Genomic DNA, 26,811 nt, shown 5'->3' on the forward strand with positions numbered 1-26,811 from the left:
ATCACAAGAATATGTAATGTCACTTTTTCACAATGGACAAACACTAAAAGACAGGAGATGTTTTTGTTATGTAAAACATTTTACTTACCATTAAAAAAGGAGCCTTAGCCAAAAATAGAAGAGACCGAGACAAAAACTTGTCTCGATCTCTTCTATTGACTCTATAAATAAACTAATTTTTAGTTACTTCGCTTTCAACTACTTAGCGACTGAACGAACAGCTAATTCGTGCTTGAATCAGTTGATTATTGGTTATTTTCTTTTTGTTGCTCAATTGCTGATTTGGCTTTTTCCGTTTGTTCAGATGCAAATTCTCCTGTAGCTTTTGCCGCATTTGTCAATTTATCTTGAACCGTTTCACTGTTTGCTTCATATTCTTCTTTTGTCTTAATGTCGACCACATCGACATTGACTTCAATGACATCTAGATGTGTCATTTCATGAACTTCTTTGGCAATGATTTTTTTGATTTGTTGGTAAATTTCTTCGATGTCTTTGCCGTATTCAACAACGATCTTAAGATCAACAGCGACTTGTTTTTTCCCAACTTCCGTGTCAATACCGGCTGTTACATTATCAGTGTTGACTAATTTTTCTGCCACGTTAGAGAAGAAGCCACCATCAGCTGTTAATAATCCATCCACTTTTTCTAAGGAGATGCCTATGATTTTTTGAATGACCTTATCTTCATATGTCACATCACCATTCATAGATTCACCGTTTTCCGTTGTGTTTTTTGGATCTTTTGCTGGGGCATCTGGCTTAGGTGGTGTATGCCCTGGCATTGGAGGTTTTGGCTGATCTCCATGATGTTCTTTTGGATTACTAAAATTTTCATGTTTCCCTTGTTGTCCTGATTGTCCTTCGTTTTCTTTTTTATCATGAGCCACTTTGTTTTCAACGTTGGGTACAACCGGATCTGGATGTGCTGAAACAGGTGCTGTTTTATCTTTAGCATCATGAACACCATTTGCATTGTTCGGTGTCGTTGGATCTGGATGTGCAGATACTGGTTTGTTTTGCTTGTTTGTTTTGTTGTTATCCATAATAGAATTTCCTCCTAAGATTTATGATCAAAAATTTTCGTTTGTTTTAAATACATTCCGACCGCCACGCCAATGATCGCCATAAGGATCAGCAACAAGGTTTTAAAGAATCCCACTGTAATCAATAGTACGGCAAGAATCAACCCAATTGCCCCGCAAATGATCGGAAGCTTATAAGCAGTAAAAAGTTCATTCATTTGTGCCCCTCCTTATTCCACACGAGCGTGTTCGTTTGTTTGATATTTATTGGTAGGTGCTTGGTAACCTGTATACTTTACCGACACTTTTACTTGCTCATCTGTGCCGAGTAATTGTTTCACTTCTTTTTCGATTTCATCCATCAATATTCTTGTTTTCCCGATCAATGAAGAAGTCCGTTTTAATTCACCTTTAACTGTAACTGCGATCTTATTTTTTGTGGCTTTGATATTAACCTTAGGTGAGTGAATGAATTCATCTTCATGTAAATGTGAACGAACCATACCTTCAATCGCTTTTTTATCTAACGTTAATTCGCCGTCCCCTTTTTTCAATAAGAAGGTTCCAATCGTTTTCGGATAAAAAATGACGATCAATAATGCAATAATTAGTAGAATCGCTAAGCCGACTGCTACCCAAAAAATATATTGCTGCATATAGTAATTCGTTATTGTAAAGAAACGGAATCGTTCAAGCATCAATGGTAAAGGATAGACCGCACTGATCAAGACGACAAATAGTAGAATAGACAAAAGTAGCAGAGAAAAAATGACACCAATTGTTTTAGTCCCTTTATTCATCCTGGCACCTCCCATTTTTTATAAGTTGATAGCTTCCCCACCAGTTACACCATAAATTTGTGCAGTAACGTAGCTCGCTTTATTTGAAGCTAAGAAAACGTAAACTGGAGCTAATTCTACTGGTTGGCCGGCACGTTCAAGCAAGCTTTGTTGGCCAAATTCAGGAATAGAATCTTCCGGTTGTCCTTCGTCTAACTGTAGTGGTGTCCAAATAGGACCAGGAGCTACTCCATTAACACGAATGCCTTTTGGTGCTAATTGTTTTGCTAAGCCAATCGTAAAGTTTGCAATCGCAGCTTTCGTAGAAGCGTAATCTAAAAGATGTTCACTTGGATTGAACGCTTGAACAGAAGTAGTGTTGATGATTGCTCCTCCTACTGGAATATGTGGAACTGCTTCTTTAACAATCGCAAACATTGCTAAAATATTCACCATGAATGTGTCTTTCACTTGTTCTAATGGAATTTCTTCAATAGCCGGACAAGAGATTTGTTGTCCCGCATTTAATACTAATGTATCTAAGCCACCTAATTCACTGACAACTTTTTCAACGATTTCTTTAGGCACTGTTTCGTCTCTAAGATCATATGGTAGTAAAACAACTTTTCGTCCTGCTTTTTCAATATAGGAAGCTACTTGTTTGGCATCTTCTTCTTCTCCTGGGAAAAAGTGCAAGCCGATATCTGCCCCTTCTCTTGCAAAAGCAATAGCTGCCGCGCGCCCGATCCCTGAGTCTCCGCCAGTAATCAGAACACGGCGATTTTCTAGTTGATTTGATCCTTCATAAGATTCTTCTCCACAGTCAGGAACTGGTTGCATTTCTTTTTGTAATGCTGGTGTATCCTGATCTTGTTTAGGAAATTCCTCAGTATGGTAAAGTTTACGTGGATCAATTAATTTTGGTTCTGTCATGTGTATCCTCCTCATAGTTTGGTACTTTTTTATTTTGTATAATCTTTTCGGTAAAGATGGTAGCCTACAGCTCCTGCAACAACGATCGAGCCAAAGATAACTAATAAAAAGGCTAAGCCAGAGCTTTTACCAGGTAATCCGCCAGTATTCATCCCCCAAATCCCTGCAATCAATGCTGGAACAGAGATCACTAGTGCCGCCGAATCAAGATATTTCATTAGATGATTCAAATGATTGTCCATCATTCCATTAAAAAGATCCCCAATACTTTCTAACAAGTCACGATAGATCAAAATCATTTTTTCTGTTTGTCTTTGTCTCAATTGGATGTCATAAAGTAGACGAGCATCAGCTAATTTCTCAACAAAATCTTCTGATTGCCATAAGGTATCTAAAGTCTCTTTTTGATCTCTCAACGTATGGTCAATATAAACAATGTCCCGTTCTAAATCCGCTTGCTTATATAGTTCTTCGTTTTCCGTCGTTTTACGCGCTTCTTGATCGAGGGAATCAATCCTCTTTTTCATTTCTGTTAGTTCTTTCACGTAATGGGTATAGATGTTCAAGACAGAATATGCAATAAGTGTTTCAAAAGAATTGATCTTATTCCCATGTTTTGCTAATACTCGATCAAAAAAGTCCGTTTTTTTATCGATACAACTAATCAATAACTCATCCGAATAAATAAACGAAATAGGCATTAATCGATTCTCGATTTTCTGCTCCTGGTTGGACAAATTCAGTAGCACTAAGGAAATCGGATGGTTCAAATTCGTCCCCACAAGCTCTTCGATTCTTGAAACTTCTTCTGGCAGAGAAGTTCCGACAAAGATATCTTTTGGTAAACGATACTTTTCAATCACCTGTTCGATTTCCTTAGTGTCACTACTGTCGATCACGAGCCAATTATAGTTGTTTTTGTCTGTCGTTATTACTTTCTCTTTTCCAATAAAGTAATAGTCCAGCATGATCAATCTCCCTTTCTACAAAGGATGTTAGCTAAAGAAACAGTTGCTTAATTTAATGTTACGATCCAAGACAACAATCTCATTTTCTAAAGAGAAACTGTTTAATTGGTGGTCATATGCAAGATTCAAATGTCTACCTAAATAAGATTGCTCTAATTTAGATGTGTAGATTTCCAGAGTGGGATGTTCGATTTTATTGACGTATTTCCCAAATTCTACAAAGAAAGGAATAATCTGGAAAAAACTGCCTTTTGCACAAGCCCCTTTATCTCTTAAAAACGGATCTGAAGAATCAATCAATGCCAAAGCAATTTTTGAATCTTTTCCTACTTTTTTTGTCAATGCCTCCATCGCATGTTTTGTCATCGTGATTTCCATCATCATCATCTCCTTCAGATTATATATAAGTTACGACATTTTTCCTCAGCGGCTCACTTCTGTGTTACGATTGATTCTGGCATAAAGTGGATATTTAGGAAATTTTGCGACACAACGGAAAGCTGTCATGTTTGCATATTTATCATAGTATTTTTTAGTTGGCCCTTCAAAATCTTTACTCCATGGTTTAACATGACCAGAGAAGTGGATGATCGATGGATCTTTACGTGTTTCTTCGTATTCCTTTTCTCCTTGTGGCGTAGGATGTTGCTTCGCTTTTGCCATGATATACCCTTGAGCATTCCATTTTGGATGTAATGGAATCCAACGATCATGTAAAATTGCATTTAACGCATCTTGATCGTGGAAACGTAATTTTTCAGGATTTTCTTCAATGAATGTTAGAACTTTTTTAGTAATGTCTTGTTCTAACCATTTTTCAACATTGATGAGCATCAATCCAGAATTAAAGTAGCGTGTTGATTTTGCTGGGATCTCCATTTTTTCTAATCGTTGGTGGAAACCAGCATCTTCTACGGCGGCCAAGATCGCACCGTTAAATTCAAGATCCCATAATGGTGTAACATCTTTTACGGTAATCATGTCACAGTCCATATATAAAAGACGTTCGACATTTTTTCCTCTAAATAACTCAGGAATAGCAATACGATAGTAAGCAGTTTCCGGAATACGATCACTTGTTACTACATTTTCAAAGAATTTTTTGTTGATCTTCAAGAATTCAACCTCTGTATTCATACGAGAATTCTTAACAGAGAAACGTAATAATTGTTTGCTTTCATTATCAATGTTGTCATCAATGACATAAAATCGTACAAAAACTTTTGGATCACTATTTTCTAATACTGAAACGAACAGCGCCGCTAGATGAGGCACAAATTTGGTATTACAACTTGATACGATTGCGATTTCTTTTCTTCTATTCATTTACCTCTCCCACTTTCTTTAAAACGCTATGCGCTAATTTTTTTAAATAGACATTTGTATATGGATGATCTTTTAACGTATTCCATGGTTTGTCATGCCCTGTGAAATGAACGATCGACGGCGATTCATTTCCTGCTTTGTATAATTTTTCATACGCAGCATCTGGAGCAGGATGACGTTCAAAGATCAAAGAAGTCTGCATATTCCATTTTGGTTCTAATTGCTCCCAGTCTTCATACAGAACTGCATTTAACGCGTCTTGATCATGGTAAATAATTCGATCACCATTTTCTTTTAAATAATTGATTGTTTTTTCAGTGATCATTTTTTCATTCCAACGATCAATGTCGATAACCATCACGCCTGAATTAAAATAATAAGCATCTGATTCAATCCCTAACCGTTTCAAAGCTTTCGTTTGACCTGGATCGATGACAGCTCCAATCGTTTTACCATTTAATGGTTGATCATATAAATGAACGATGTCATCCAGTACTAAAATATCTGAATCTAAATAAAGCACTTTTTTATAGTCGTATTTAGCTAAGATCTTAGGTAAAGATATTCTTAAGTATGCTGTAGTAGTAATATGGTCACTTACTAGGAAATCTTCGTAGACATCTTTATCAACTGTTAAAAATTGAATCGTTGCATTGTCTGAATGTTTTTTAACCGTTTGTCTAAGTCCTTCTTTGCTATATTCAGAAATACCGTCGTCAATGACATAAAAATAAATGTGTCTTGTTTTAGTGGAGTTTTCCAGTACAGTGGCAATCATCACGCTTAAGTAAGGAGCGTAATTTTCATCTGAAGCAGTTACTACCGGAACGATACCTTGTTTCATCTCCATTAAAATCACTCCTTTTTCTAATCTTTTTCTAACCTTTTCTATATCCAGAATATGCCTCAATAAACTTTAAAGCAAAAGATATGCTTCATTTTCATTGAATAATTCATAAAAATAAACCTTTTTTATCGAATTGAAAACGTTAACTTAATCGTTTTTCTGCCTATTTATTCAATTATAGGATGTGGAATACTACCTATATATGTCTAATGAAAACTAAGAATATTTTTTGAAAAAATTCAAAAACACAAAGCATTTTATTTTTATTTTAGGAAATTCTCATTTAACCTTAGAGTAAGCAATAGATAAAGGGAGCGAATAATATGAAATTAGCAGCAATTGATTTAGATGGTACTTTACTCGATCGGAATGGAAAGATACCAAAAGAAAACATCGAGGCACTTCAAAACTTTGATCGACATGGTGGGATCGTCACGATTGCGACTGGTAGAAATAGCATCTCTGCTAAAGATGTATTTGAAGAACTTGGGATCGGCGGCTATTTGATTTCATCTAATGGTTCTTTCGTGGCAAAGATGATGAAAGGCGAGATCCTTCACGTATTGAAACGTTCTAAAATTGAGCTTGCTACCCTTAAACGGGCCTTCTTCTTAGCACAAGAGGCAAAAATATCAATTATTGCTAGTCGAGAAACTCAAGATGATCAATTAACCTTTGATGAGTCAAATTTGGTGAAAGATGATCCCTACTATCAACATTTCAATTTACAAAACCAGACATTTGCTGAAATCACTAAGTTATTAGAAGATCCATCTGTCAGCTATTTAAAATTGGCATTAACAGATAAAGATGAATCAAAATTGCAAAAACTGCAACAAGATTTAAAAAGTGAAGGGATTGATTCCGTCTTTTCAGACCCCCATTTTTTGGAAATCACACCTAAAAATGTAACAAAGGCTCACTCATTAATCTTTTTAGCTGAGACCTTGGAAATCGATCCTCATGAGATCGTTGCCTTTGGTGATCAGGAAAATGATATTGCGATGCTAAAAGTCAGTGGAACAAGTATTGCGATGGGAAATGCACAGAAACAGGTAAAAAATATTGCGGATGAAGTAACCAAAACAAATGAAGAAGCTGGTGTAGCGTATATTATCAACAATTATTATTAAGGTTTAAGGAGGGAGACAAAATTGTTAGTAATCGTCGATATGCAAAATCATATTCTAGATCCTGAGAGTAAATATTATGTTCAGCATGCAGATAAGTTAATCAAACAAATCCACTCACGTTTAGAAGCTGCACGTAAAAAAACGAATATATTCTTTTTACCAGAGATATACCAGTCGAGCGAAAAGAGCAGGATGAAGAAGGCGAAGATTTGCAAATCATTCCTACACTTGCTCCTAAAGAAAATGAAAAAGTCGTCAAGAAATACTACTTCACGATGCCACCGGAAAGCTTACTTGAGATTAAACAAGAAGCTTTTGACCAAGATGAAAAAGAAAAGCACATTGAAGTCGTTGGTACAGAAACGAATCTCTGTGTCTTATCGAATACCATTGCTTTACAAAGTGTATTTCCAGAAGCTGATTTTTTAGTGGATACAGCTTTTGTTTCTGAAAATAAGCATGGCGATCAAGCGCTAAAACTACTCAAAGATTTTAATGTTGAGTTGAAGTAACCGAAAATAAAACGCCCACAACATTTAACTTTGTGGGCGTTTTATTTCGTTATTTACTAAAGGCTTTTCTTTGTTCGTACTATCTATTTCTTAAAATTTGTATTGATCGTTCCCTCACTTTGTGGAAAGTAACGGTTAGGATTTTTTTACTAATAAACTTCCTATAGCGTTTATAAAAAATATCAAATGAGGTTCCCCATCTCCAATAAACAATAGTTGAAACGTCAGTTATTAGTCATTTCTAAAAGCATGCAACTTTTCAAAATAAAAAAACAATGATTATCTAATCATTGTTTAAAGAAACGAGCGCTTTAATATGTACCCTGTAGGACTCGAACCTACGACCGGACGGTTATGAGCCGTCAGCTCTAACCAACTGAGCTAAGGGTACAGTAAAAATTTTAAGATATAAAAATAACTTATATCTACTATAGCATGAATAAAAATCCGAAACAAGCTTATTTAATAAAAATCCAAAAGCATTCCATTAAATAACAAATATTCTATTTGGATCAGACGATTTCCAGCTCTCCCCCTCCCTCTTCACCACAAATGCTCTATCACTTGGTATATAAATTGCTTGAATCATTTGTTTTTTCAAACACGTAGCATATTATTTGTTCTGTTACTCGGAACGTGCTATCTTGTATTTGGGTTGTTTTTTTATTCTTATGATTATTTAAGTCGTAATCACTTTTCGAAGTGTTTTCCACCCCTTAGTATAAGTGGTTGTTCGTTGTTAACCTACGGCTGAAAATCAATGATTATTTAAATACGAAATCTATAGGAGTTAGTACTATGATAACATTGAGTCGACTTATTTTTTTTATTCCTATCTTAATTCTTATCCCTATTATTTGTTACTTAATCAACTGGAACAAGGAACGCCTAATTTTAGCGTTTTTTACGTTACCAGCAATCTTTTTTTCATATAAAATCTTAAATTATCAGTATTTTGAACCAGATCAATTATTCGTGGCAGAACTGATTGGTTTGATTCTAGCCTTGTTATTACCAATTGCTTATTTGGTTTATTTAAATAGAAAGCATTGATCGATGAATTTATTTGAATGACAAAAGGAGCGAGTTTATGAGTATTGAAGAAGCGATTTTATTAGATACACTACGCTGTCGGCTGGATTATCTCCGAAAAAAAAAGAATTTAACCGTTAAGGAAGTGGCTGAACAAACCTCACTCCCGTTGGAAACCTATCTACAATTAGAGCAGGGAAAACGTTGTCCGAGCGCTATCGATCTGATTTTTATTGCGGATTTTTATCATGTATCTGTTGACTATTTGATCGGACGATCAGAAAAACCAGACCGCGTAAATTAAACCATCTAATCTAAATGAAAGAGAGTGAGTAAATGCGCTTATGGCATGAAGAATTAATCCCTTTGCTTCCTAGAAAACAATTATTAGGTCAACATAGAGAATGTTGTGCATTAAGAGGTAATGGTTGGGGAAGAAAGCATGCAACAGTTGATTATGTCTTCCAACATTCCCCTTACAAGCTTTATCAGTATCACCAACTTATTCTTACTGAAATGAAAAAGCGCCATTATCTTCCTTCTCCAGAATGGTCTGTCCCGGAGTACCGTGGGAAAGCCTGTGATCCTTATACTTATCTTTCTCCTCAAAAACAAACTTCACCTATTTATCCTGAGCACGACGAGGACTATCTGATGGTCTGTTTAACAAACCTTAAACAAAAAGGAATTGATTTAATCCATATAAAAGCTGCGGATTCTTAAAAGTTCATCAGATTTCCCTCATTTATTGATTCAAATAAGCGCAATGAATATGAGAGTATAAACCTTTTCTCACTCTCATATTCATTATATTAGGATTCATTTAAACTGTCTGACTGACACATTCATTCGTCGATCACGACTCTTCGCTATTGAATAGGGAAAGGTCCGTATCCCTTCCTCAATAGTCTTCACTTGAGCGGCAGAGCAGCATTTTTCTTTACTAAGAAAAAACAAAAAAACTACTCTAATGAAAGAGTAGTTTTTATTATGACAGTATTAACCTTTTACGATGTTTACTGCTTGAGGGCCACGTTGACCGTCTTCAATATCAAAAGTCACTGCTTGACCTTCGTCTAATGTTTTGAAACCGTCACCTTGGATAGCTGAGAAATGTGCAAAAACATCATTTCCATCTTCAGCAGTGATAAATCCAAAACCTTTGTCTGCGTTAAACCATTTTACTGTACCGTTATTCATATATATTTCCTCCTAATACGTATCAACGTACGATTTTATTGCAATAAATTATTGATAGGCAAAAGGAGTCATAAACTAAAATAGTTAGCTCAAATTACGTTTCAAAATAGATTACTTACTTAATATAGCATAGATAAATGAGAAACACAAGAATAAACCTCTACTTTTTTTATAGTTTTTTAATTAAAGCGAATGGGCTATTTCTATCCTGTTTATCTTATCTTCTATATAAAGTTAAACAATCCTTAATTAGCAAAGTTTTCTTCTTTATGCTATAATAATAAATGGAATTTCGTTATCAACGTTTCGTTGCCTTTCGCAAGAATTTAAGAAAGGAGAATGATTATGACATTCTATAACAAAGACTTACAATATCGTGTAACTCTAAATACTGATTTGAATCTATTTGTGGTATTTGATAAAACAAATGAAAATCGAGTAGCCACTGGAGTGACGATTGAACAAGCAGTGCAAGAATTGAAAAAATCCGCATAGGAGTGAAAACCCCAAATGAACGATTACAGTTCTAGTTCACTTTAAAAGCACCTATTCATTCAATGGTAGGTGCTTTTTTGTCGTCTATTTATCTCACTTTATTCAGTTCTCTCCTTAACTTATTCTGCCATTAATGAGTATACAATTAAAAATTGGACAAGGTAATACAAAACTCTTTGTCGGTTATATACTACGTGCTATTATCTAAATTATGCAAAGGCTGTATAAGGATGGGTCATATGATTACGATGAGTAAATTACTGTTTTGGATCCCTTTTATTGGTATTATTCTTTTTTTGTCTCTTTATACAAAATGGAACAAATATGACATACTAATGCTTCTCTCCTCTTTTCCGTCTATCTATTTTATGATCCACATTTTAGAATATTCCTATAGTCAACCTGTTCAATTATTCGATTTCTATCTTAAAGGACTCGCTTTTTCCACCATCTTCTATTCCATTCTTGTTTTCATCATTATCAAAAAGAAGAAATAGCTCACTTGTTTTAATGACAAGAATATTATTTTTCACTTTTTAAAATCTGTAACTACTGGCATTCTAACAGAGAAAACTATGCAAGGTGTCCAGTGATATTCAATCGATGTAATAAAAATAATCTTACAGCCTAAAAAACTAACCTAAACAAAATTAGTAAAAAATTTTGGGAACACCTGCTGCAAAATAACAAATAAACGGTGCTCCAGCATCTATTCTGAAGACAGGATAAATGTTGAACGTCTACCAACGTTTCATTTTTTTATCCTGTCTTCAGAACTGATTGATGCTTTTGCTACCGTTTTCGTTTGACTTACGTCACGTTTGAGCTTTGACACTATGCAACGTAAAGTTTGCACTTAGCTACCTTAAGAAAAGCCTTGCTATCGACAATCCCTGTTCTACCCATTGGCGTCTCTCGACATTTTTGGGCAGTAGCTTATGTTTACATAGAAGCCTCACCTAACTATTTGAAGATATTTAAATGAAAATCATCAACGACACTAAAAGTCCAAAAAAGCCGACTACCGGAATCATTCCCCAAGTTACAAAGGTTTTATCCTTAGCAAGCTTAGAGTACCTCTGGTCATTATCCATTTCATTCACCTCATCTTTCTATTCTTAATAAACCATATTAATGATTTTTTGTCAAAATTTCATTTGCGAATCCTAGAATGCGTATTTGGGCAAACCCCTGCTAATCCATTTCTCCATCAAATTGAGTCAATGCTCCATCACATGGAATAACTGATCAACAAAAAAATCTAACCAGTACATGCTCCGGCTAGATTTAATAGTTGATTTTGAATCAGACTTTTTATCGTCTCTTTCATTTTTTTGAAAACTAATTTAATTCGTCTACTTTATTTTTGATTTCTTTAGGAATCTTTTCTTCTGCAATTACTCTAGGAGAACTTGTTCTTTTGTCACTGATGTCAGCTTGCACGTAACTACCTGGTTTCAATGGTTGTGGTGCTTCTCCACTCACACTAAATGTTCGTTTGGTTGCTTTACCATCAGCTTTTACAAAAGTCACGTCATAATGGTAACTATATTCACCCGCAATGATTTTTCCATCGCTGTTCTTTGATTTCGTTTTTTCTGGCACTTCTGTTGGAATCTTAGTGTATGCAGTAGTTGTTTTATACGTTTCGCTATAATATTTGTAACCGAAAAATCCTCCAACTCCTAATAAAATTAATACAATAACCCCGAATATTCCCTTTTTCATAAACTCACCTCATCAATAAATTTAACTTATTTTATCTTTTTTGAGCTTTTTTTTCCATTTATTTATCTTTCAAATTTGTCACATAAATGACATTAACCACTTATCAATAGATGCTTATCATCTCCTACATCTTTTTTGATAATCCTACTTCTCTATTACTTTCTCGATACCTAACATGATCTTTCGAATAATAAAAAATAACAAATTTTATAATTACATATTTCCAAATCAAACACATCATGTTACTATATGTAAGTAAAAAATGAATATTCTTATTTGATGCGAACTGTTAGGTGTTTTTTTGAAGCTTTTCATTTGTGAAAAACTGAATATTTGGTAGTAAAGATGTCTTAATAAATGAAACACAAGATATCTATATTTTGGCGACTATCACTACCTGCCATTAAGTGGGAGTAAATTAGATAATTATTATGGAGGAAACAATGGTTAAAAAAAGTGTTGTAGGGGAAGATGGCAAACGTTACGTAGTAAAGGAGAAAAAGCCATTTTATAAAAAAGTTTGGTTTTGGGTACTAGCAATCATTCTTGTAGCAATAATTGGATCTGCACTGGGTGGCTCAGATGACAATAAAGCAAGTGATAACGGCGGAGAAAAAGTGACAAAAACAAGTTCTACTAAAGAAGCTACATCAAGCTCTTCTTCAAAAGAAGCGCAAGAAAGTTTTTACCAAGTTGGGGATACTGTAAAAGTTGGCGATGCTGAGTACACATTAAACAGTGTGGAACTTACTGACGAAAGAAATCAATTTGCAGATGAACAACCTGCTCAAGTAGTCAAGATTACTTACACAATTAAAAACAATGGTCAAAATGACCTTCCTGTAGGAATGGATGTAGAAGTTTATGGCTCAGACGATAAAAAAGCTTCTTCTTATCCAAATGACAATACAATGGGATCAGTTGCTCCCGATAAAGTAATGGATTGTACTGCTCATTTTGGTCTAAATCAAACTGGAGACATCGAAATTCAGTTTAGCCCATTAGTTTCTATCGAAAAAGCGGCTAAATTTAAAGCAACAGTCTAGTTTATAGATTCATATCGGGACATTTTAGAAAAAAGTTAAACGACGGTTAGCTATTGATATGGTTAACCGTCGTTTTTTGGTGAAAAACAAGTTCAGAAATAGCGAGTATCTACTGTCCTTCTTTTAGATAGTCACTATCTGTTATTGCTTTGAACAGTTTGTGCATTTTGCGTTCATTTAGTTTTGTTTAGTTTTTTTCATCTCATCCTTCCTAATACTAACTTCTATATATTACATAAAATTTATACTACATAAGTGAACTAATTTTTCGATCGTATTTCATAGTTCCCGCATATCATTTTATAAACCTCGGTTGTATTCTTCTAGTTGGAGTAATCGAACGACAAAGTCTTTGATAAGTCTCTTGATAACCAAAGCTTAGGACACGAATCAACTATTTTCTGACTCGTGTCCTTTGCGTTTATCCTTTTTCTTATGAGGGACTATAAAAAAAAGAATCGTTTGGTCAAAACCATCTTATCCTGGCGCATCTTCTAGTGTCCAAATTAGGCTCCCCTGATACGATCCTGTTTTATCGGAAGGATGTAAGTTTAACTGAATCTTATGATGATCAGTGAAGCTTGCACTACCCTCTCCTTGCCAAACCAATTGGTCTTCTGCATTAATCGTTTGATCCACTCCACTCCTATGCAGATGAAGAGCATTATGCAACTGGTCATTCTCTTGGTTAGTTAAAGGTCGTTCTTCTTTTAACTTAACGTGCCAATGACTCTTCTCCAACACACTTTCATCGATAAGCTGAATTTCTTTTTGATTCGTTGCTTGTACCGATTGATCTTGACCCGGAATCTGTTGTTCCCCAAACGTCAACTGTTCCGGTAATCTAAGCTTAACCCCGTGATCAATTAAAACCTGACGGCTCTCTTCCTTTGATTTTTGTCCTTTTTCGTTTTCCATATAAAAAGCAACTTCCTTGTTCAACCAATTTTCAGGAAGCTGAACATTCACTTTATCTTGGATCTCGTTTTCGGAACTTGGATAGTCCTTTAACCTTAAGACTTCATCTCCACATTTCGCCATAAATGATAAATTCTGTTTCTCTTCATAAGAAATATGAATCGTCACCTCTCTGGTTTTTGAGAAACGAGAAAACAGTAAAGGATTTTCTTTAGGCATCAAAGTAAATTCAATTGGCGAACCTTTCTTATAATGATGAACGAATTGCTGTTCTTCTGGAGTAAAGATTCCTTGATCCCTTTCCACTATTTCCTTGACTGGATAATATCCGTTCAATTCTGGATATTCTTGTGATAGATCAAAAGAATCTGTTATGATTCCTGAAATGATTTTAGGATCAGAAAGTTGTTGGTTATTTTCATCCAAGTAATTCAGTATGACCTTCCCCACGTAGTATACAGAAGAATAGGCAGAACTCGTTCCTTTCTGTTTGTGATTAATCTGTGTAGTAACAGTGAAAGGAATGTTTAAATAGTCTTCTTTCAAATTCGTTTTATCTACCGGATTTTGCTTACTCCCAATCCACTCAAGATTAAGTTGATAATTCAAAACTGTATCATAAAGATTTTCATTGTTAGGGTCTTTTAACGTTAGTTGATAGGAGTGATCCTCTTTTTGACTCCCCACAAAAAGATCACTAATGTCCGTCCCATCAAACTTCACTACGTTAAAATCTTTAATCTTATATTGTGAGTGAGCTGTCACATCATCCAATGAAAAAGCCACAGATAAATCTTTCATTTTATTCCCATGCCCCACATTCGGTATGGTTTGCATCGCATTTAAAGTAACCTTTTGTTGTTCCTTATCAAAACGCTTATCCACTGCTTCAGCAGCAGGAAACTCTGGACTAGCCAAAAAATCTGTTTCATACATGAGAGAGGATGGCGTATTATCTAAGTTTTTAACAACCGTTTCTATTTTAGTTACTGGTTTAGTGATAATCTGGAACTCTTGTGTAGGATGCCCCCATGGTTTCGAAAAATTATTTTCAAAATACGTCCAGAAAGAATGATCATCACTCCACGTATGGTAACTGATATCTGTTGGATTATTCGCAACAAGATATTTTGCCACCTTACCAATATGATTATAGCCGATATACTTGTTTCGATTGATCCCAAAATAATTAAAAGAAGTTTCAATTGGAAAGGCATTCCCCGCTTGATCGAAAAATTCATAAGTAAGAAAGACTTCGCCAGTGATATCGATATCTAAAAACTCTTTGGATTGCCAATACCGATCTCTCCTCCTGCTTGTCCATCCTTTTTTTTCATTATTATTTTAACATCTACTGGTTTCCCATTGAAAAAGCCAACATTTTTGATCAACGCACTACTTTCTGGATTCTCCTGATTGACAACCAGCCAATTCCCAGAATACTGACCTTTAACTTGTTCCACAGTTGTAAAACTACCATAATGCATCATAAATGTGTTATTGGCGGGAGTTTCTATCGTATTTGCATATCTGAAATACGGAAGATTTGTAATACTTCCAGCTGCTCGAACTTCTTTTGGAAATATGCCAATCAACCCTAACAAAAAAGGAAGTAACCAAATTTTATTAAACTTACGAACAAATTTCTTCCTCTTTTTACACCAATACAGGATGACTAAAGTCAATAGAGCTGCACCAATAAAGAGAGATAAATGATGGTTAGATTGGTTTGTTTTGGGATACATTTTTATTTTTCCAACTTCTTCAGACTTCGCTTGTCCATCAGTAACTGGTCTATTTCTCTCATTTGGATTAAGAACTTTTTCCATTGGGACAATTTGGTGCGCACTCGTTGGTTGGTAAAAACGAATCCCTACCTGACTATTGACCTGGCTATCAGCTAAACCAATTCGTGGGAAAACCACTAAGAAAACCAGTAAGAGTATATTGAGCCATCGTTTTTTCATCAATGTGCCACTTCCTTTAATTTCCTTTATTCCTTCGCAATTTTGTAATATGCCACAGTAACAAGCCAATAATGAGTAAGCAAACAATTAGCCCCCCATATAAGTATTGGTAGTTATTGTTCTTCGATTTTTTAAGCTTAACCGTTTTGTTGTTAAGACTTTCATCTTTTCCTTTTACCGTAAAGTCTTTTTTCAACGCCCAAACTTTCCCCGACTTTTCTTTCAAAACGGTAGTTAACGTATACTCTCCTTTTTTTAAAGGTTCATTTTCCCAACTAATCGGTAATTTGAAGGTACTTCGTGGTGCTAAAGAAACCAGCTTACTAACATCGTGTAGTACTTCTTTCTGTTTCTTTTTTGTGATGAAATCATGAAGATCCAATTGACTCATAATCATTGGTTGTGGATTTGCCAATTTTGCATAGACTGTTAAATAACCATTATCTAATCCTGGCTTTGCCTCCAAGAGTTTTAGTTCAGGAGCAATTTTTTTGTCTGAACATTGGAGTTGGATACCAATTGTATACGCAAATTTATTTGCTAAGCTAAATCCAGCTGGTTGATCTTCTACCTTATTCTTTTCTTCATAGCAATAAAAACCACCCAGAACCGTCCCCTCAAATCCAGTTGACGGAATCTTTAATTGGAACACGACATCTTTTTCTTCATTCGGATTCAGTTCAACCGTTTGAGGCCCTGAAATCAGTTCTTCTAAAGAAGGACCACCTAATAATTTTTGATCATGTTGTGAATAATCTAGCACCCCATTTTTATTGGTAGTCGCATTATTGGCTGCTACTTTGACTTTTATCTTTTCAGAGCTGGTATTTTTAAGCTTTATCGTCAACTCTTGGGACTGGTTAGGCTCAACTTTAAGATCATAATAGCTTACTTCTGAACGTTGATTCTCTGGCAAGACAGCCTTAGCTTCAAAGTTCACTTCTGTTTTTTCAGCAAAAACTGAGGCAGGGTGGCAAGCAAACAGTAAACTTGTCATAAAAAGGATGGAGACTATCCAGCTCCATCCCGGCCTAAATTTATACTGGAGCATCGCTTAACGTCCAAGTAATCTCAGCTGTATAATTTTTTGCTTCCACACCTGCCCGGGGAACATGTAATTTCACATTTTCGTTCTTGCCATCTGTTCCTTCGAATACTGCAACAAAAGCCCCTGCACCTTCGCCTGGTTGAGCCAACATAACGGTTTGATTGACTTCGTTTAGTACAAATGTATGATCTTTTGACTCTACCAAATGAGGTGCTTTGGATGAGTTGTTTTTCGTTACTACTTGACCATTGCTTAAAGATAGCTGTGCGCCTGTCAACTCCGAGTGATCTTTATCTGTTGAAGTAAATGGTGAGATAGATACACCTAATGTCCAGCCTTTCGCTCCCCCACGAGTATCATTCACTTGGACAAATGGCTTTTTATTCAATGCAAAATAATCCGCATCTCCTTGTTGGATTTCTTGTTCACCAAAAGTAATGTTTGATGCGAAAGGAATAGACAATGAGCCTTTCGCTCCTGTGCTTGGATCGTCATCATGGGTATCATCTGGTACCACTGGCTGAACATCACTACCCGAACCTTCCTTCAAAGTTACATTTGTTTTATTTGTGACTTGACTTGTTAGTCCTTCATTTTCAGCTGCACAAACCACGGAACTAGATGTCCCTAATGCCAATAAGGCAAGTCCAGCTATACTAACAACTTGTTTCTTCATAATTCTCTTCCTCCTAATAAAAATTAGTCTGCAATTGCGACTACAACTATTCTTCCATTTCTTGATGAGGAAAAAAACAGTAAAAAAATTCCGGAATCTGGAAAAAAATTAGAAGTACTTTTTTGAAAAACGTTTCATCTCTCATTTGATTTCCTATTGATACTGCAATAATTGATTGAAAACAGGTGCCAATTCGACTTATTCTCAGCTAAGCCATTTACGATCAAATCCAAAAGTGCTGATTGACTCAATCTATTTTTCAATTAAAAAGAGGTCGTGATATGTCCAGATTTGAGAAAAAGCCGGAGAATCCAAAGACAGTTTTCCTATTTTTGGAATTCTTCGGCTTATTTCAAGGAGCTGATGCTTAAACATCGTTTAGAGTAAAGTGTGAGTTTTATGTCTCAGACTCTGACAAATAAACCCTTGAAAATTTTGATTGTTGATAAGTTTAAAAAAAAATAGTTATTTGTTTGTAGTTCTTTCTCTATGCAACTCATATAAAATTTTTTCAAGATTTCGCCAGTTACGTTCTGTCGGAATGTTTTTCATTAACAGTAACGGTGTATTTTTCGTATCCAAGAAATAATTTGAGATCACTAAATCAACCTCTTCAAATTTGGTTTCAGAATCAAAAAAAGAAAGAGCATAAACATTACTAAACAATGTTTTGATTTTATTCATTAACCATAATCGATGAGGACGATGTAGATCATCCGTGAGCAAAATTTTTATTGGTTGAATACTTTTGAGTAACAGTCCATAATAATCCAGCAAATAGTAATAATTTAAAAACAGCTGGTGCGTGTTCTTTAAATGGGGTAATAACTCTGCGGGAGCTATCTGTATCATAGAATCATGAAACTTCTGAACCATTCGGCAAATTTGAGGATCAAGCTTTTCTACTTCAGATATATATGATTTATTGAAAAAAACATCGGGATTCCCCCAGAAAAAACAGCTTCTTTCATAAAACGCAATCAAGCTAAACAAATGGTTCTGGTTTCTTCGATCAAAGTCGTAATCAAAGACTTCTTTTAACGAACAACTGAGCAATTCAACTAAACGATAGGCTAAACTTTGACTTCTTGTATGAGCACGCACCGCTTGTTGCTCATAGCACTCCTTTCCCTCAAAAATACCGAAAGCATAGATTACCCGATATAGAAAATATCGTTCATTGTCTGGCAATAGTAACTGGCTTTCTTTCAACCACATCGAGACCAATTCAAAGTTTGGATCACTCTCGATTGTTGATTTCACCTCTTTATCTAGTGAAATAATCTGCTTCTTAGTTCTTTCAAGTATAATCGCTAACCAAAAACTCAGCGTTTTCGTTTGTAAAGCATCTAATTTAAATCCATAGGTTTTTTCAAAACATTGAACATACTTCATGATCCTGTCACAATCAATCAAAAAGGGCCAGTGACCATCTCGTGTTGATTCCCAATAAAAATAGTAATAAAAACTTCTGATATTGATCTCTTCAGCTTCTATTTCCAGTTTAAATGAGTGAAAACCGATCTTGTATCTTTTAAAGTAAGGAACTAATAATTTAGCATATCTAAAAACGGTAGATGTACTCGTATATTGTTTTTCTGCAAAGTCTTCGATTCTTTTTTCGGGATATTTGAACATAAAATCAATTAATTGGTAATTATATGATTCTTTATAATAGGGAAGATAAATACTATATATGGGAAAGTCTTCTTCCTTTTGGATACCAAAGCGCTGATTGTTCTCATTTTGTAAAACAATTTTCCCATTAAACTGTTCAAACAGCTCTGATAATTCCTTCATATAAAGAGAAATTGATTTAACAGATCCTCCTATATATTGCTGTATCTTATCCATCGTATACCCATTGTCCGCTTCAAGTAAAAAGTGAATTAGTTTCACTTTTTTTGGGAGGCTTTCGTCAAAAAAGTTTGCATTCAATCACCACCAATTTAAATATTTTTAACTTTCTTAACATTCAAAAGACATTGTTCGTTAACGTTTTGGATTATAGCATACACTGGTTTACGATCAATTCATATGAAATTAACGAGTCATTTTTCAAATCACAAAGCTAAATCCATTCTCCCATGACAATCAGAAAAATCTACCATTCGGGTAACATTATTTATAATATTTTGTCCAAAATAAAAAGCCCTAGATAAGAGACATTTTTGTGTTTTTTTCTATAAAACTACGATCAATTACTAAAATATAAAACCTTGAATCGCCAATAAACGTTCACGCATGCTTTTAGATCTACTTCTGTTTACAGGAATACTGGTTATGATTCTATAAACCCTTTCCTTATTTTTTACACTTTCAAGTAGCTAGTTGTATAAATAACTTGTTTTTCGGGCTTGTTTATCTTTTTATTAAAGGAAAATATTGAATTCCGATACTATTGATAGTGTGATATAAATAGAGTTAAGGAGGTGAAAAAAAGCTGGAAAAATGAATTGCTTCTCTAGTCAATATCGTAACTACTCCTCAGCTCTGACACAGCAAGACGAAAACAAAATACGAAAGTCAACTAAAGAAGTATCAAGGGGGTCCCCTCTTCGGTTTCAATCTAGCATAATTTTATGAACCATATAGTGAATTTGCTCTTATTTATTTCAATAATAGCGGTAGTTATCAGTGGATTAAGATATCTAGTTTATAAATTTAAGTAGGTGATAATATGAATTGGTTTGATCAATACAAAAAAGACTTTGGTTTCAAAAGCAACTATCAAGTCAGTAAAAAAACAGGTATCACAGCGAGTAGTCTAACCCGTTTAAACAATTCCGATGATTGGAAAAATGTCAAAATCGGTACGATGCTTTTATTGGCAGAAGCGGTGGAAAAGAATCTTGATGGTCTAGTTGGATATCTTAATGAACAAAAAAAGCACTCAACCAACTAAAGGATGAGTGCTTTTTTATAATTTTTTTGCTAGTCTACGTCACTATATCTGCAAGAGGACTGATCACACCCTCCTAAACATCTCTGTAAGGCTTTGACTGTATCCTGCCCGAGCAAACCATCTTGTTTGACTTCAAAAAATCCTTGTAATGCTTTGATCACATTTGATTTGGTCAATGTATTATTGAATTGTGTTGCATATGCCTTCTGATAGTATACTTGCTTATACCGATGGCTGATTACACCGTCTTTGCCAGCTATATCAAAGTATCCCAGTAATCGTCTTGTTTATAGCATTACCGAATCGTCCATCGATCGTTAGTTTGATCATTTCCGGTTTGCTAACAGGTAATAATTCCATGTCACTGGGACGAATCAATAAATCTTTTTTAACTAGTGACGGTTGCAAAGATGATTTTTATCAACTCCGTCAATTAATGATTGACTCTATCAATCAATCTATTTATGATACTCTTGCTTTATCTTCTAACATAACCTAGCAGTCTTCTTAGTATAGCTCTGCAAGAAAAGGGGACTTATCCATCTGATTTTTTTGCATTTACAAAATAACGATATCAACTACCCCAGCTTGAGAAAAATGATCATTGCTCTATTTATTCTTTCACTAGTGGGATCAATCATAGTGAAAAGAATAACTTTTCATATATTGACTTTTTTACAGAATCTAACTAGCTAGTTACATTTTTAGGGAATCTATTCATTTTTTGAATAACACAAAAAATTGGTGGATGACTATCCAAAAATACAATTTTACTTCTGAAATACTACCTCCTATAATTAAAACAGTTTAATTGATTCATACTATTTAATTGGAGGTAATAAAAATGACTGCAAAAATTACTGAAGAAATGTGCTTTAGCCCATCATTCGAATACATTGATAATGGGATTGAACACGGTGTCCTTAGTCCTTTTGAGACAAAAGAAATAACTTTAGAGAAAGGACAACTGATTGCAGAAGGATTCAAGCCATTATCTTGTGATATCAAAATGTTGAAGGATGTCCCTGTCAAACTACGTGATGGGGTGACAATATATACCGATATTTATTTACCGATTACTGATGAAAAAGTACCTGTTCTGATTGCTTGGAGCCCTTATGGAAAAAGTGCCGGAACCGCACCTCGTTATAAAAACCTATTCAACATGTTAGGTATGGGCAATCATTGGAATTCTGGCTTAACGAAGTTTGAAGCACCTGATCCAGCCTATTGGTGTACGCACGGATACGCTGTTTGTAATCCTGATATGCGTGGTATCGCTCATAGTGAAGGCGATACTACGATGATTGGCTCTCAAGAAGCAGAAGATGGCTATGATTTGATTGAATGGCTGGCTTCTCAATCTTGGAGTAATGGAAAAACAGCCCTGACAGGAACGTCCTATCTAGCTTTTTCGCAATGGTATATTGCTGCCGAACAGCCTCCACACTTAACTTGTATCAATCCTACTGAAGGGCTTGCTGACGGATATCGTGATTTGGCTTTTATTGGCGGAATTCCTGATAAAAATTTTATTGAACGATTACAAGTCAATCATGTTAGCGCAACAGGTGCGAAACGCGAAGATTTAACAAAAGAAATGACTGCTTATCCATTAGCAAATGCTGCACTTTGGCAAGACAAAGTAGCTGATCCAAGTAAAATCATCGTGCCAGCTTTTGTTATTGCAAGTTATTCAAATACTTTGCATACAATAGGAACCTTCCGCTCATGGCGTTCTTTAGGATCGAAAGAAAAGTGGCTTCGTATCCATGATCGTCAAGAATGGCCATACTATTATGATGAAAGCAATACTGAAGAGTTGCGCCGATTCTTTGATTATTATTTACTGGGAAAAGAAAATGGCTGGCCAGACACTCCAACTGTGCGCTATTCTCTTCTAGATCTTCAAGGTGGAAACCAAACAGATATTCCAGCAGAATCTTTCCCACCGGCAACTAGCGAAAATAAACGCTATTACATGAATGGACAATTTCGTTCTTTACAAGAAACACCTGAACCTACAGACCTTCCTGTCAAATATCTAGCAGATAATCTACCTGGTCGTACTTCTTTCCAGATGACCTTTGATAAAGAAACCCACTTTGTTGGCTATCCGAAAGTGAAACTCTTCATTGAGGTCGATGGTTATGATGATATGGATGTTTTTGTATGGGTTCAAAAATTGGATACATTCGGAAATGTTTTAAGTGAATTTGTAGTTCCTAATCATGGTGCTGCCCTTCAAGATTTTACGCAAGAAGGTGCTTCTGCGTTGAGATATAAAGGTGCTTGGGGTCGACTACGTGCATCCATGCGCCATCTTGATAGTCAAGCGACTGATGAAATCCCTGCTTACAGCTTTGACCGAGTTGAAAAACTGTCTCCAAAAGAAATTGTTGATTTGGATATCAGTTTAAGTCCAATTGGCCTTTCTTACCAAGCTGGCGAGACTTTACGAATCGTTATAAGCACCAAAGATGAGCTCGGATCAGTAATGCCTGGAACACCTGGCTGTATACCGGATAATAAAGGAGCACATATTCTCCATACCGGCGGTGAGTATGCTTCTTATCTACAATTACCTGTTATGCAAACTTCAAACAATTCTTAGAAAAACTTGTGAAACTGACGTGTTAACTTTATACTAAGACTACCATAGTATCTTTACCAGAATGGAGTCATTATGAAGTTATCAACCTTAAGATTCTTTGTTGAAGTTGCTGCTGAAGGTAGTTTTACAAGAGCTGCACAAAAATTGTATGTGTCTCAACCTACTTTAAGCAGGCGAATACAAGAGTTAGAAGCTGAATTAGGTATTGCATTGTTCATTCGGCACACACATACCCTTACATTATCAAGTGCCGGTGAACAGTTCTTACGTGAAGCAACCGATGTTTTAAGACGAGTAGATTATCTGACACACATGTTTGATCAGCAAATAGAAACACGTAAATCTGCTCAATTATTAAAAATCGGTTATCCCTCAAGCTTTAATATGGGTAAAATGTATGAACTGTTTGAACAGTTCAAAATAAGTCATCCAACCATTAAATTTTTGATAAAGCAAGATACACCGATGAATTTGACAGAGGGGCTCTTAAATGATCAATATGATTTAGTGTTTAATTTATCACCTTATTTTAAACACACAAATAATATCGATACATTCGTATTTATTCAGAATCATTTACAGCTTGCTTTGCCTATTCGTCATCCACTAAGCGCTAAAAACAAATTATACTTTGAAGAATTGAGTCAAGAAACCTTTGTTTTACTGGAAAGAAAACACTCCCCTATGATTGTTGATTATGTCGTTAATCAGTTTGTTAAACATGGATTCAATGTAAAAGCAAATGCCTACGTGAAATCTCTTGACGAAGGACTATCAAAGGTATCAACGGGAGAAGGATTGGCTTTCTTATATTCCGGAATGAATGACGGAACTTTAGAAGATAAGTACCATATCAAAATCATGGATTTAGAAAATGATAATGACGAACAAAATATTGTAGTTGCTAGAAATGAAAAAATCCAAAATGATCTACTCAAAGAATTATTTTTATTTGTGAAAAATAATAGCTAGAAGCTGTTGAAGCCTGTATAGTAGGCTTCAACAGCTTCTGGTTTTATAATCCATTCTTTGAAAATTCGACACTAGTTTCATTAAATACTCACAAACATAAGAATGAGAGCAAGAATAAAAGTACATCCTAATAAATCTCTTATAATATCAAACGAACTTTTGATTTTTTTCAGGTCTTTAACACCCCGATTATTTCCATAGGAATAATCGTTCTTACTCTGTAAACATTAACTAAATGAACATCTTCTACATGAGTAGATATGATTTTTACCATTGCAGAATAGGCATCTATTTTTTTTACTTCACCAACAAATGAGAAAATCCAAGGGAAATCTTTTCTTGGAATACAGCGACTCTTATCACCAACTTTTACTTTCTGTGTTGTTTAGAATTTTTAGTTGGAAGATCTGCTACCAATCCCCCAATTCTGTATGCACTTTTATAAAATCCGTCTTTCAATTTTGATTCTTATTCCCCTATTTTATCGATTATTTAATTACATTACTCACTGAGCATTGACTATAAATTTAATAAGAGATACACTTTTTTTAAAGTGATAGGGAGGAAAAAACATGACACTTCTCAGCAAACTTAACACTAATATATTGGTATACACCGGAATGATTCTTGTTATACTTAATGCTATTTTTTTTGATTTCAACCTTTTCATAAATATTTTGGGATTTGCTCTTATCTTATTTTCTAGCAGTGTCCTCAAATTAATTGGTAACTTTCTAAAAGATAATCACTAGTTGATTATCTTTTTTCTAAATAAATGCCTGTTGTGTCTCCTCCCCTTACTGCTGTTTTCAATTTTCAAAAGCTTTTCTTACTTCATATCACATCATTAATAATTTTCGTTAATGTATCAGAAGGATAGATACGCTTATTCAGTTTTTTTTATCCTGTTCATAAAGTCATTCGAGCTTCCCTATCATCTCATCACCTAGAGAATAACTTGGACGTTTCTTCTTAAGTGGGACATCCGTTTTATTCAGCTACCTCACCTACTTTTCTCTTCTTTGGTTAGGTACATACAATCATACCTTGCACAGAATTGTTGCCTGCCTTACTATGTCTAATTAATGCTTTAGTGGTTCATCTAAGGTAAAAATCAAAGGTTAAACATTTTTCTTTTTTAAAAATGAAACGGTTGAACTTAGAAAGAACGCTTGAGGTTTGCCACCAAAAAAACACCGGTGGCAAATCTATGTAAACATGATCTAATTTTTACACTATTTTCAAACAATCACTACTATTTTTTCGATTCATCCTCATCTCGAAAAGATCGCTCTCCTTATTCTTTCCTCCTATATACCCTATTCTATTTTTGTGATTTTATTGAAAAAACATTGATTCATTTGATATTTTTGAAAAAATGCTACACGATAATGCCTTTGATCCTTCCCTTTCACATGTGGAAAAACCGTGGGAAAAACAGATAAAAAAGAGGTTGAGACAAAAGTGTTTAGCATCAAGAAATAAGAAGGAATTTCCGAAAATTGCTTCTCAAATTTTTGGTAAATTTCGGCTTATTTCCGAAGATGCTGCTTTTGTCTCACCGTTTATTCGTTTTAGAGATACTAAAAGAGCCTGAGACAAGTTTTGTCCCAGGCTCCTTTGCTATTTTTTCGGTTTATCCTCATCCATTTTCAGAACAGCCATGAAGGCTTCCTATAAGATTGTGTTATTCACAAAGTTTTTCTAATATCTATACATCATTATAAATCCTATTATACCAACTTTCATATTAAGCAAGAGCCTATTATTTAATACTTGCTGATATTCATATAATAATAATTGATGTTTTATAAATGGGCGAAAAAATGGCGAAATTATTTCTTTAACAGAATATTTTTTACCTTGTAAGACTCGATTATACGACCGGATGCTTATGAGCCATAATATAAAAAAAACCATCTCGATTGAGATGGTTAAAGTTCAACATTATTTTACGATATTTACCGCTTGAGGACCACGTTGTCCTTCTTCAATATCATAAGAAACAGCTTGACCTTCATCTAATGTTTTAAATCCATCGCCTTGAATAGCTGAGAAGTGTGCAAATACGTCATTTCCATCTTCACCAGTGATAAATCCAAAACCTTTATCTGAGTTAAACCATTTTACTGTACCGTTATTCATATATATTTCCTCCTAATACGTATATAATACGTGTTTTGTTGCAATTAATATTACTTGGTAAAAGGAGTTTTTATAGTGTGAATATATCACTCAGATTACGTTTCAAATTAGATTACTTAATTACTATAACACGGATGCAATGGCAACACAAGGATAACTGCTTGATACACTTTTTAATACAAAATTTGGAGTAAATATTTAGAATGATTAATTAAAGGATGAAAAAATTGAAAATCAACGACTAACGCCACTAATTACAATATTACATCATTTACTTAAAACTTTAATAAATTTTACTTTTCTACTATATTGACTATTGCTTTTCCACAAATTAATTCTTGTTCTAAAACTGATTTTATTTGCAATGCACATTCTTTTGAAAATGGTTCAGCCTCTTTCCATGATCCTAATAGTGGATAATTATTGATTACACTTTTGACATATTGTTTGTTTTTTACTCCTCGTGTTTGTACTTCTACATAATACATAGTGATACCTTCTTTATTAGTTTTTTATGTAAAGACTACTCTTATGAGTAGTCT

The 26,811-nt window shown here is 34.7% G+C and carries 27 protein-coding genes, 1 tRNA gene, 1 pseudogene and 1 riboswitch; of the genes and pseudogenes, 10 read left to right on the top strand and 19 right to left on the bottom strand.

Annotated elements, in window-relative coordinates:
* Positions 1–245: 245 nt before the first annotated feature.
* The 8 genes from AB3H90_RS01415 to AB3H90_RS01450 are packed head-to-tail and all read right to left on the bottom strand — an operon-like array spanning position 246 to position 5,881.
* Entirely contained in the window at positions 246–1,046 is an 801-nt protein-coding gene (locus AB3H90_RS01415) for an Asp23/Gls24 family envelope stress response protein (RefSeq protein WP_368016021.1), read from the bottom strand.
* A gap of 14 nt (positions 1,047–1,060) precedes the next feature.
* On the bottom strand, positions 1,061–1,243 hold the full coding sequence (locus tag AB3H90_RS01420) for a DUF2273 domain-containing protein (RefSeq protein WP_368016023.1): 183 nt from the start codon (positions 1,241–1,243) through the stop codon (positions 1,061–1,063).
* A 12-nt stretch (positions 1,244–1,255) separates the two neighbouring features.
* Complete coding sequence (gene amaP, locus AB3H90_RS01425) at positions 1,256–1,825, bottom strand: alkaline shock response membrane anchor protein AmaP (protein WP_034698115.1); 570 nt, start codon at positions 1,823–1,825, stop codon at positions 1,256–1,258.
* An 18-nt stretch (positions 1,826–1,843) separates the two neighbouring features.
* Positions 1,844–2,737 (bottom strand): SDR family oxidoreductase, encoded by an 894-nt coding sequence (locus AB3H90_RS01430; protein ID WP_368016024.1) that lies wholly within the window; start codon positions 2,735–2,737, stop codon positions 1,844–1,846.
* Positions 2,738–2,766: 29 nt separating this feature from the next.
* A complete protein-coding gene (locus AB3H90_RS01435) occupies positions 2,767–3,705 on the bottom strand; it encodes a magnesium transporter CorA family protein (RefSeq protein WP_010719081.1) in 939 nt (312 codons plus the stop codon).
* A 27-nt stretch (positions 3,706–3,732) separates the two neighbouring features.
* Positions 3,733–4,083: an iron-sulfur cluster biosynthesis family protein gene (locus tag AB3H90_RS01440; protein ID WP_010719080.1), complete on the bottom strand. Its 351-nt coding sequence runs from the start codon at positions 4,081–4,083 to the stop codon at positions 3,733–3,735.
* Between the two features lie 45 nt (positions 4,084–4,128).
* A complete protein-coding gene (locus AB3H90_RS01445; RefSeq protein ID WP_010719079.1) occupies positions 4,129–5,031 on the bottom strand; it encodes a glycosyltransferase family 8 protein in 903 nt (300 codons plus the stop codon).
* Complete coding sequence (locus AB3H90_RS01450; RefSeq protein WP_010719078.1) at positions 5,024–5,881, bottom strand: glycosyltransferase family 8 protein; 858 nt, start codon at positions 5,879–5,881, stop codon at positions 5,024–5,026. The genes AB3H90_RS01445 and AB3H90_RS01450 overlap by 8 nt, the downstream gene beginning before the upstream one ends.
* Positions 5,882–6,201: 320 nt before the next feature.
* On the opposite strand from AB3H90_RS01450, the gene AB3H90_RS01455 reads away from it, so the two are divergent.
* Both AB3H90_RS01455 and AB3H90_RS01460 read left to right on the top strand, forming a co-directional pair.
* Positions 6,202–7,011, top strand: coding sequence for a Cof-type HAD-IIB family hydrolase (locus AB3H90_RS01455; protein ID WP_010737655.1), 810 nt, complete (start codon positions 6,202–6,204; stop codon positions 7,009–7,011).
* 21 nt (positions 7,012–7,032) lie between these two features.
* Positions 7,033–7,523 (top strand): annotated as a pseudogene (locus tag AB3H90_RS01460) (isochorismatase family protein).
* A gap of 317 nt (positions 7,524–7,840) precedes the next feature.
* Here AB3H90_RS01460 and AB3H90_RS01465 read toward each other — a convergent pair.
* Positions 7,841–7,914: transfer RNA gene (locus tag AB3H90_RS01465), tRNA-Ile, on the bottom strand.
* Between the two features lie 407 nt (positions 7,915–8,321).
* Here AB3H90_RS01465 and AB3H90_RS01470 point away from each other — a divergent pair.
* The 3 genes from AB3H90_RS01470 to AB3H90_RS01480 are packed head-to-tail and all read left to right on the top strand — an operon-like array spanning position 8,322 to position 9,278.
* Positions 8,322–8,576, top strand: coding sequence for a hypothetical protein (locus AB3H90_RS01470; protein ID WP_368016025.1), 255 nt, complete (start codon positions 8,322–8,324; stop codon positions 8,574–8,576).
* Between the two features lie 37 nt (positions 8,577–8,613).
* Positions 8,614–8,859 carry a helix-turn-helix domain-containing protein gene (locus AB3H90_RS01475; RefSeq protein WP_063627160.1) on the top strand — a complete coding sequence of 82 codons (246 nt, stop codon included), beginning with the start codon at positions 8,614–8,616 and terminating at the stop codon, positions 8,857–8,859.
* Between the two features lie 32 nt (positions 8,860–8,891).
* Positions 8,892–9,278, top strand: a complete 387-nt coding sequence (locus tag AB3H90_RS01480; protein ID WP_368016026.1) for a TIGR02328 family protein — start codon at positions 8,892–8,894, stop codon at positions 9,276–9,278.
* A gap of 276 nt (positions 9,279–9,554) precedes the next feature.
* Here the strand turns inward: AB3H90_RS01480 and AB3H90_RS01485 are convergent, their stop codons facing one another.
* Entirely contained in the window at positions 9,555–9,755 is a 201-nt protein-coding gene (locus AB3H90_RS01485; RefSeq protein WP_010719072.1) for a cold-shock protein, read from the bottom strand.
* A 345-nt stretch (positions 9,756–10,100) separates the two neighbouring features.
* Here AB3H90_RS01485 and AB3H90_RS01490 point away from each other — a divergent pair, with 345 nt between their 5' ends.
* Positions 10,101–10,250 (top strand): hypothetical protein, encoded by a 150-nt coding sequence (locus AB3H90_RS01490; RefSeq protein WP_010719071.1) that lies wholly within the window; start codon positions 10,101–10,103, stop codon positions 10,248–10,250.
* 805 nt (positions 10,251–11,055) lie between these two features.
* A riboswitch (M-box (ykoK) riboswitch) is annotated at positions 11,056–11,224 on the bottom strand.
* Positions 11,225–11,591: 367 nt separating this feature from the next.
* On the opposite strand, the gene AB3H90_RS01495 is transcribed toward AB3H90_RS01490, so the two are convergent.
* Positions 11,592–11,978, bottom strand: coding sequence for a DUF1093 domain-containing protein (locus AB3H90_RS01495; RefSeq protein WP_010719069.1), 387 nt, complete (start codon positions 11,976–11,978; stop codon positions 11,592–11,594).
* A 443-nt stretch (positions 11,979–12,421) separates the two neighbouring features.
* Here AB3H90_RS01495 and AB3H90_RS01500 point away from each other — a divergent pair, with 443 nt between their 5' ends.
* Positions 12,422–13,024, top strand: coding sequence for a DUF4352 domain-containing protein (locus tag AB3H90_RS01500; RefSeq protein ID WP_010719068.1), 603 nt, complete (start codon positions 12,422–12,424; stop codon positions 13,022–13,024).
* A 477-nt stretch (positions 13,025–13,501) separates the two neighbouring features.
* On the opposite strand, the gene AB3H90_RS01505 is transcribed toward AB3H90_RS01500, so the two are convergent.
* The 5 genes from AB3H90_RS01505 to AB3H90_RS01525 form a co-directional block, all read right to left on the bottom strand.
* Positions 13,502–15,079 (bottom strand): MucBP domain-containing protein, encoded by a 1,578-nt coding sequence (locus AB3H90_RS01505; RefSeq protein ID WP_368016028.1) that lies wholly within the window; start codon positions 15,077–15,079, stop codon positions 13,502–13,504.
* A 137-nt stretch (positions 15,080–15,216) separates the two neighbouring features.
* Positions 15,217–15,909: an LPXTG cell wall anchor domain-containing protein gene (locus AB3H90_RS01510; RefSeq protein ID WP_368016121.1), complete on the bottom strand. Its 693-nt coding sequence runs from the start codon at positions 15,907–15,909 to the stop codon at positions 15,217–15,219.
* 16 nt (positions 15,910–15,925) lie between these two features.
* Positions 15,926–16,960, bottom strand: a complete 1,035-nt coding sequence (locus AB3H90_RS01515) for a DUF916 and DUF3324 domain-containing protein (RefSeq protein ID WP_368016029.1) — start codon at positions 16,958–16,960, stop codon at positions 15,926–15,928.
* Positions 16,947–17,633 carry a WxL domain-containing protein gene (locus tag AB3H90_RS01520; protein WP_368016031.1) on the bottom strand — a complete coding sequence of 229 codons (687 nt, stop codon included), beginning with the start codon at positions 17,631–17,633 and terminating at the stop codon, positions 16,947–16,949. Before AB3H90_RS01520 ends, AB3H90_RS01515 begins: the two co-directional genes overlap by 14 nt.
* 465 nt (positions 17,634–18,098) lie before the next feature.
* Positions 18,099–19,487 carry a helix-turn-helix domain-containing protein gene (locus AB3H90_RS01525; protein ID WP_368016032.1) on the bottom strand — a complete coding sequence of 463 codons (1,389 nt, stop codon included), beginning with the start codon at positions 19,485–19,487 and terminating at the stop codon, positions 18,099–18,101.
* Between the two features lie 826 nt (positions 19,488–20,313).
* Here AB3H90_RS01525 and AB3H90_RS01530 point away from each other — a divergent pair.
* On the top strand, positions 20,314–20,538 hold the full coding sequence (locus AB3H90_RS01530) for an XRE family transcriptional regulator (RefSeq protein ID WP_094940216.1): 225 nt from the start codon (positions 20,314–20,316) through the stop codon (positions 20,536–20,538).
* Positions 20,539–20,799: 261 nt separating this feature from the next.
* Here the strand turns inward: AB3H90_RS01530 and AB3H90_RS01535 are convergent, their stop codons facing one another.
* Entirely contained in the window at positions 20,800–20,946 is a 147-nt protein-coding gene (locus AB3H90_RS01535) for a hypothetical protein (protein ID WP_161298802.1), read from the bottom strand.
* A 436-nt stretch (positions 20,947–21,382) separates the two neighbouring features.
* Between AB3H90_RS01535 and AB3H90_RS01540 the strand changes: the two genes are divergently transcribed.
* Both AB3H90_RS01540 and AB3H90_RS01545 read left to right on the top strand, forming a co-directional pair.
* Positions 21,383–23,152, top strand: coding sequence for a CocE/NonD family hydrolase (locus tag AB3H90_RS01540; RefSeq protein ID WP_053766825.1), 1,770 nt, complete (start codon positions 21,383–21,385; stop codon positions 23,150–23,152).
* A gap of 72 nt (positions 23,153–23,224) precedes the next feature.
* Positions 23,225–24,124, top strand: coding sequence for a LysR family transcriptional regulator (locus AB3H90_RS01545; protein WP_161651727.1), 900 nt, complete (start codon positions 23,225–23,227; stop codon positions 24,122–24,124).
* A 1,947-nt stretch (positions 24,125–26,071) separates the two neighbouring features.
* Here the strand turns inward: AB3H90_RS01545 and AB3H90_RS01550 are convergent.
* Entirely contained in the window at positions 26,072–26,269 is a 198-nt protein-coding gene (locus tag AB3H90_RS01550) for a cold-shock protein (RefSeq protein WP_010718754.1), read from the bottom strand.
* 293 nt (positions 26,270–26,562) lie between these two features.
* Positions 26,563–26,757: a hypothetical protein gene (locus tag AB3H90_RS01555; RefSeq protein WP_010719054.1), complete on the bottom strand. Its 195-nt coding sequence runs from the start codon at positions 26,755–26,757 to the stop codon at positions 26,563–26,565.
* Between the last annotated feature and the right edge of the window lie 54 nt (positions 26,758–26,811).

The organism is Enterococcus sp. C63 (genome assembly GCF_040887215.1).
In the GTDB taxonomy this organism is placed as follows: Bacteria; Bacillota; Bacilli; order Lactobacillales; family Enterococcaceae; genus Enterococcus_B; species Enterococcus_B hirae.

What these genes read in the sequence shown, in the direction of transcription:
- AB3H90_RS01470 (WP_368016025.1), top strand. Translation starts at nt 8,322, where the DNA reads ATGATAACATTGAGTCGACTTATTTTTTTTATTCCTATCTTAATTCTT.
- AB3H90_RS01490 (WP_010719071.1), top strand. Translation starts at nt 10,101, where the DNA reads ATGACATTCTATAACAAAGACTTACAATATCGTGTAACTCTAAATACT.
- AB3H90_RS01485 (WP_010719072.1), bottom strand. Translation starts at nt 9,755, where the DNA reads ATGAATAACGGTACAGTAAAATGGTTTAACGCAGACAAAGGTTTTGGA.
- AB3H90_RS01495 (WP_010719069.1), bottom strand. Translation starts at nt 11,978, where the DNA reads ATGAAAAAGGGAATATTCGGGGTTATTGTATTAATTTTATTAGGAGTT.
- AB3H90_RS01475 (WP_063627160.1), top strand. Translation starts at nt 8,614, where the DNA reads ATGAGTATTGAAGAAGCGATTTTATTAGATACACTACGCTGTCGGCTG.
- AB3H90_RS01525 (WP_368016032.1), bottom strand. Translation starts at nt 19,487, where the DNA reads ATGGATAAGATACAGCAATATATAGGAGGATCTGTTAAATCAATTTCT.
- amaP (WP_034698115.1), bottom strand. Translation starts at nt 1,825, where the DNA reads ATGAATAAAGGGACTAAAACAATTGGTGTCATTTTTTCTCTGCTACTT.
- AB3H90_RS01545 (WP_161651727.1), top strand. Translation starts at nt 23,225, where the DNA reads ATGAAGTTATCAACCTTAAGATTCTTTGTTGAAGTTGCTGCTGAAGGT.
- AB3H90_RS01445 (WP_010719079.1), bottom strand. Translation starts at nt 5,031, where the DNA reads ATGAATAGAAGAAAAGAAATCGCAATCGTATCAAGTTGTAATACCAAA.
- AB3H90_RS01510 (WP_368016121.1), bottom strand. Translation starts at nt 15,909, where the DNA reads ATGAAAAAACGATGGCTCAATATACTCTTACTGGTTTTCTTAGTGGTT.
- AB3H90_RS01420 (WP_368016023.1), bottom strand. Translation starts at nt 1,243, where the DNA reads ATGAATGAACTTTTTACTGCTTATAAGCTTCCGATCATTTGCGGGGCA.
- AB3H90_RS01415 (WP_368016021.1), bottom strand. Translation starts at nt 1,046, where the DNA reads ATGGATAACAACAAAACAAACAAGCAAAACAAACCAGTATCTGCACAT.
- AB3H90_RS01515 (WP_368016029.1), bottom strand. Translation starts at nt 16,960, where the DNA reads ATGCTCCAGTATAAATTTAGGCCGGGATGGAGCTGGATAGTCTCCATC.
- AB3H90_RS01540 (WP_053766825.1), top strand. Translation starts at nt 21,383, where the DNA reads ATGACTGCAAAAATTACTGAAGAAATGTGCTTTAGCCCATCATTCGAA.
- AB3H90_RS01500 (WP_010719068.1), top strand. Translation starts at nt 12,422, where the DNA reads ATGGTTAAAAAAAGTGTTGTAGGGGAAGATGGCAAACGTTACGTAGTA.
- AB3H90_RS01480 (WP_368016026.1), top strand. Translation starts at nt 8,892, where the DNA reads ATGCGCTTATGGCATGAAGAATTAATCCCTTTGCTTCCTAGAAAACAA.
- AB3H90_RS01555 (WP_010719054.1), bottom strand. Translation starts at nt 26,757, where the DNA reads ATGTATTATGTAGAAGTACAAACACGAGGAGTAAAAAACAAACAATAT.
- AB3H90_RS01450 (WP_010719078.1), bottom strand. Translation starts at nt 5,881, where the DNA reads ATGGAGATGAAACAAGGTATCGTTCCGGTAGTAACTGCTTCAGATGAA.
- AB3H90_RS01550 (WP_010718754.1), bottom strand. Translation starts at nt 26,269, where the DNA reads ATGAATAACGGTACAGTAAAATGGTTTAACTCAGATAAAGGTTTTGGA.
- AB3H90_RS01440 (WP_010719080.1), bottom strand. Translation starts at nt 4,083, where the DNA reads ATGGAAATCACGATGACAAAACATGCGATGGAGGCATTGACAAAAAAA.
- AB3H90_RS01530 (WP_094940216.1), top strand. Translation starts at nt 20,314, where the DNA reads ATGAATTGGTTTGATCAATACAAAAAAGACTTTGGTTTCAAAAGCAAC.
- AB3H90_RS01435 (WP_010719081.1), bottom strand. Translation starts at nt 3,705, where the DNA reads ATGCTGGACTATTACTTTATTGGAAAAGAGAAAGTAATAACGACAGAC.
- AB3H90_RS01520 (WP_368016031.1), bottom strand. Translation starts at nt 17,633, where the DNA reads ATGAAGAAACAAGTTGTTAGTATAGCTGGACTTGCCTTATTGGCATTA.
- AB3H90_RS01455 (WP_010737655.1), top strand. Translation starts at nt 6,202, where the DNA reads ATGAAATTAGCAGCAATTGATTTAGATGGTACTTTACTCGATCGGAAT.
- AB3H90_RS01430 (WP_368016024.1), bottom strand. Translation starts at nt 2,737, where the DNA reads ATGACAGAACCAAAATTAATTGATCCACGTAAACTTTACCATACTGAG.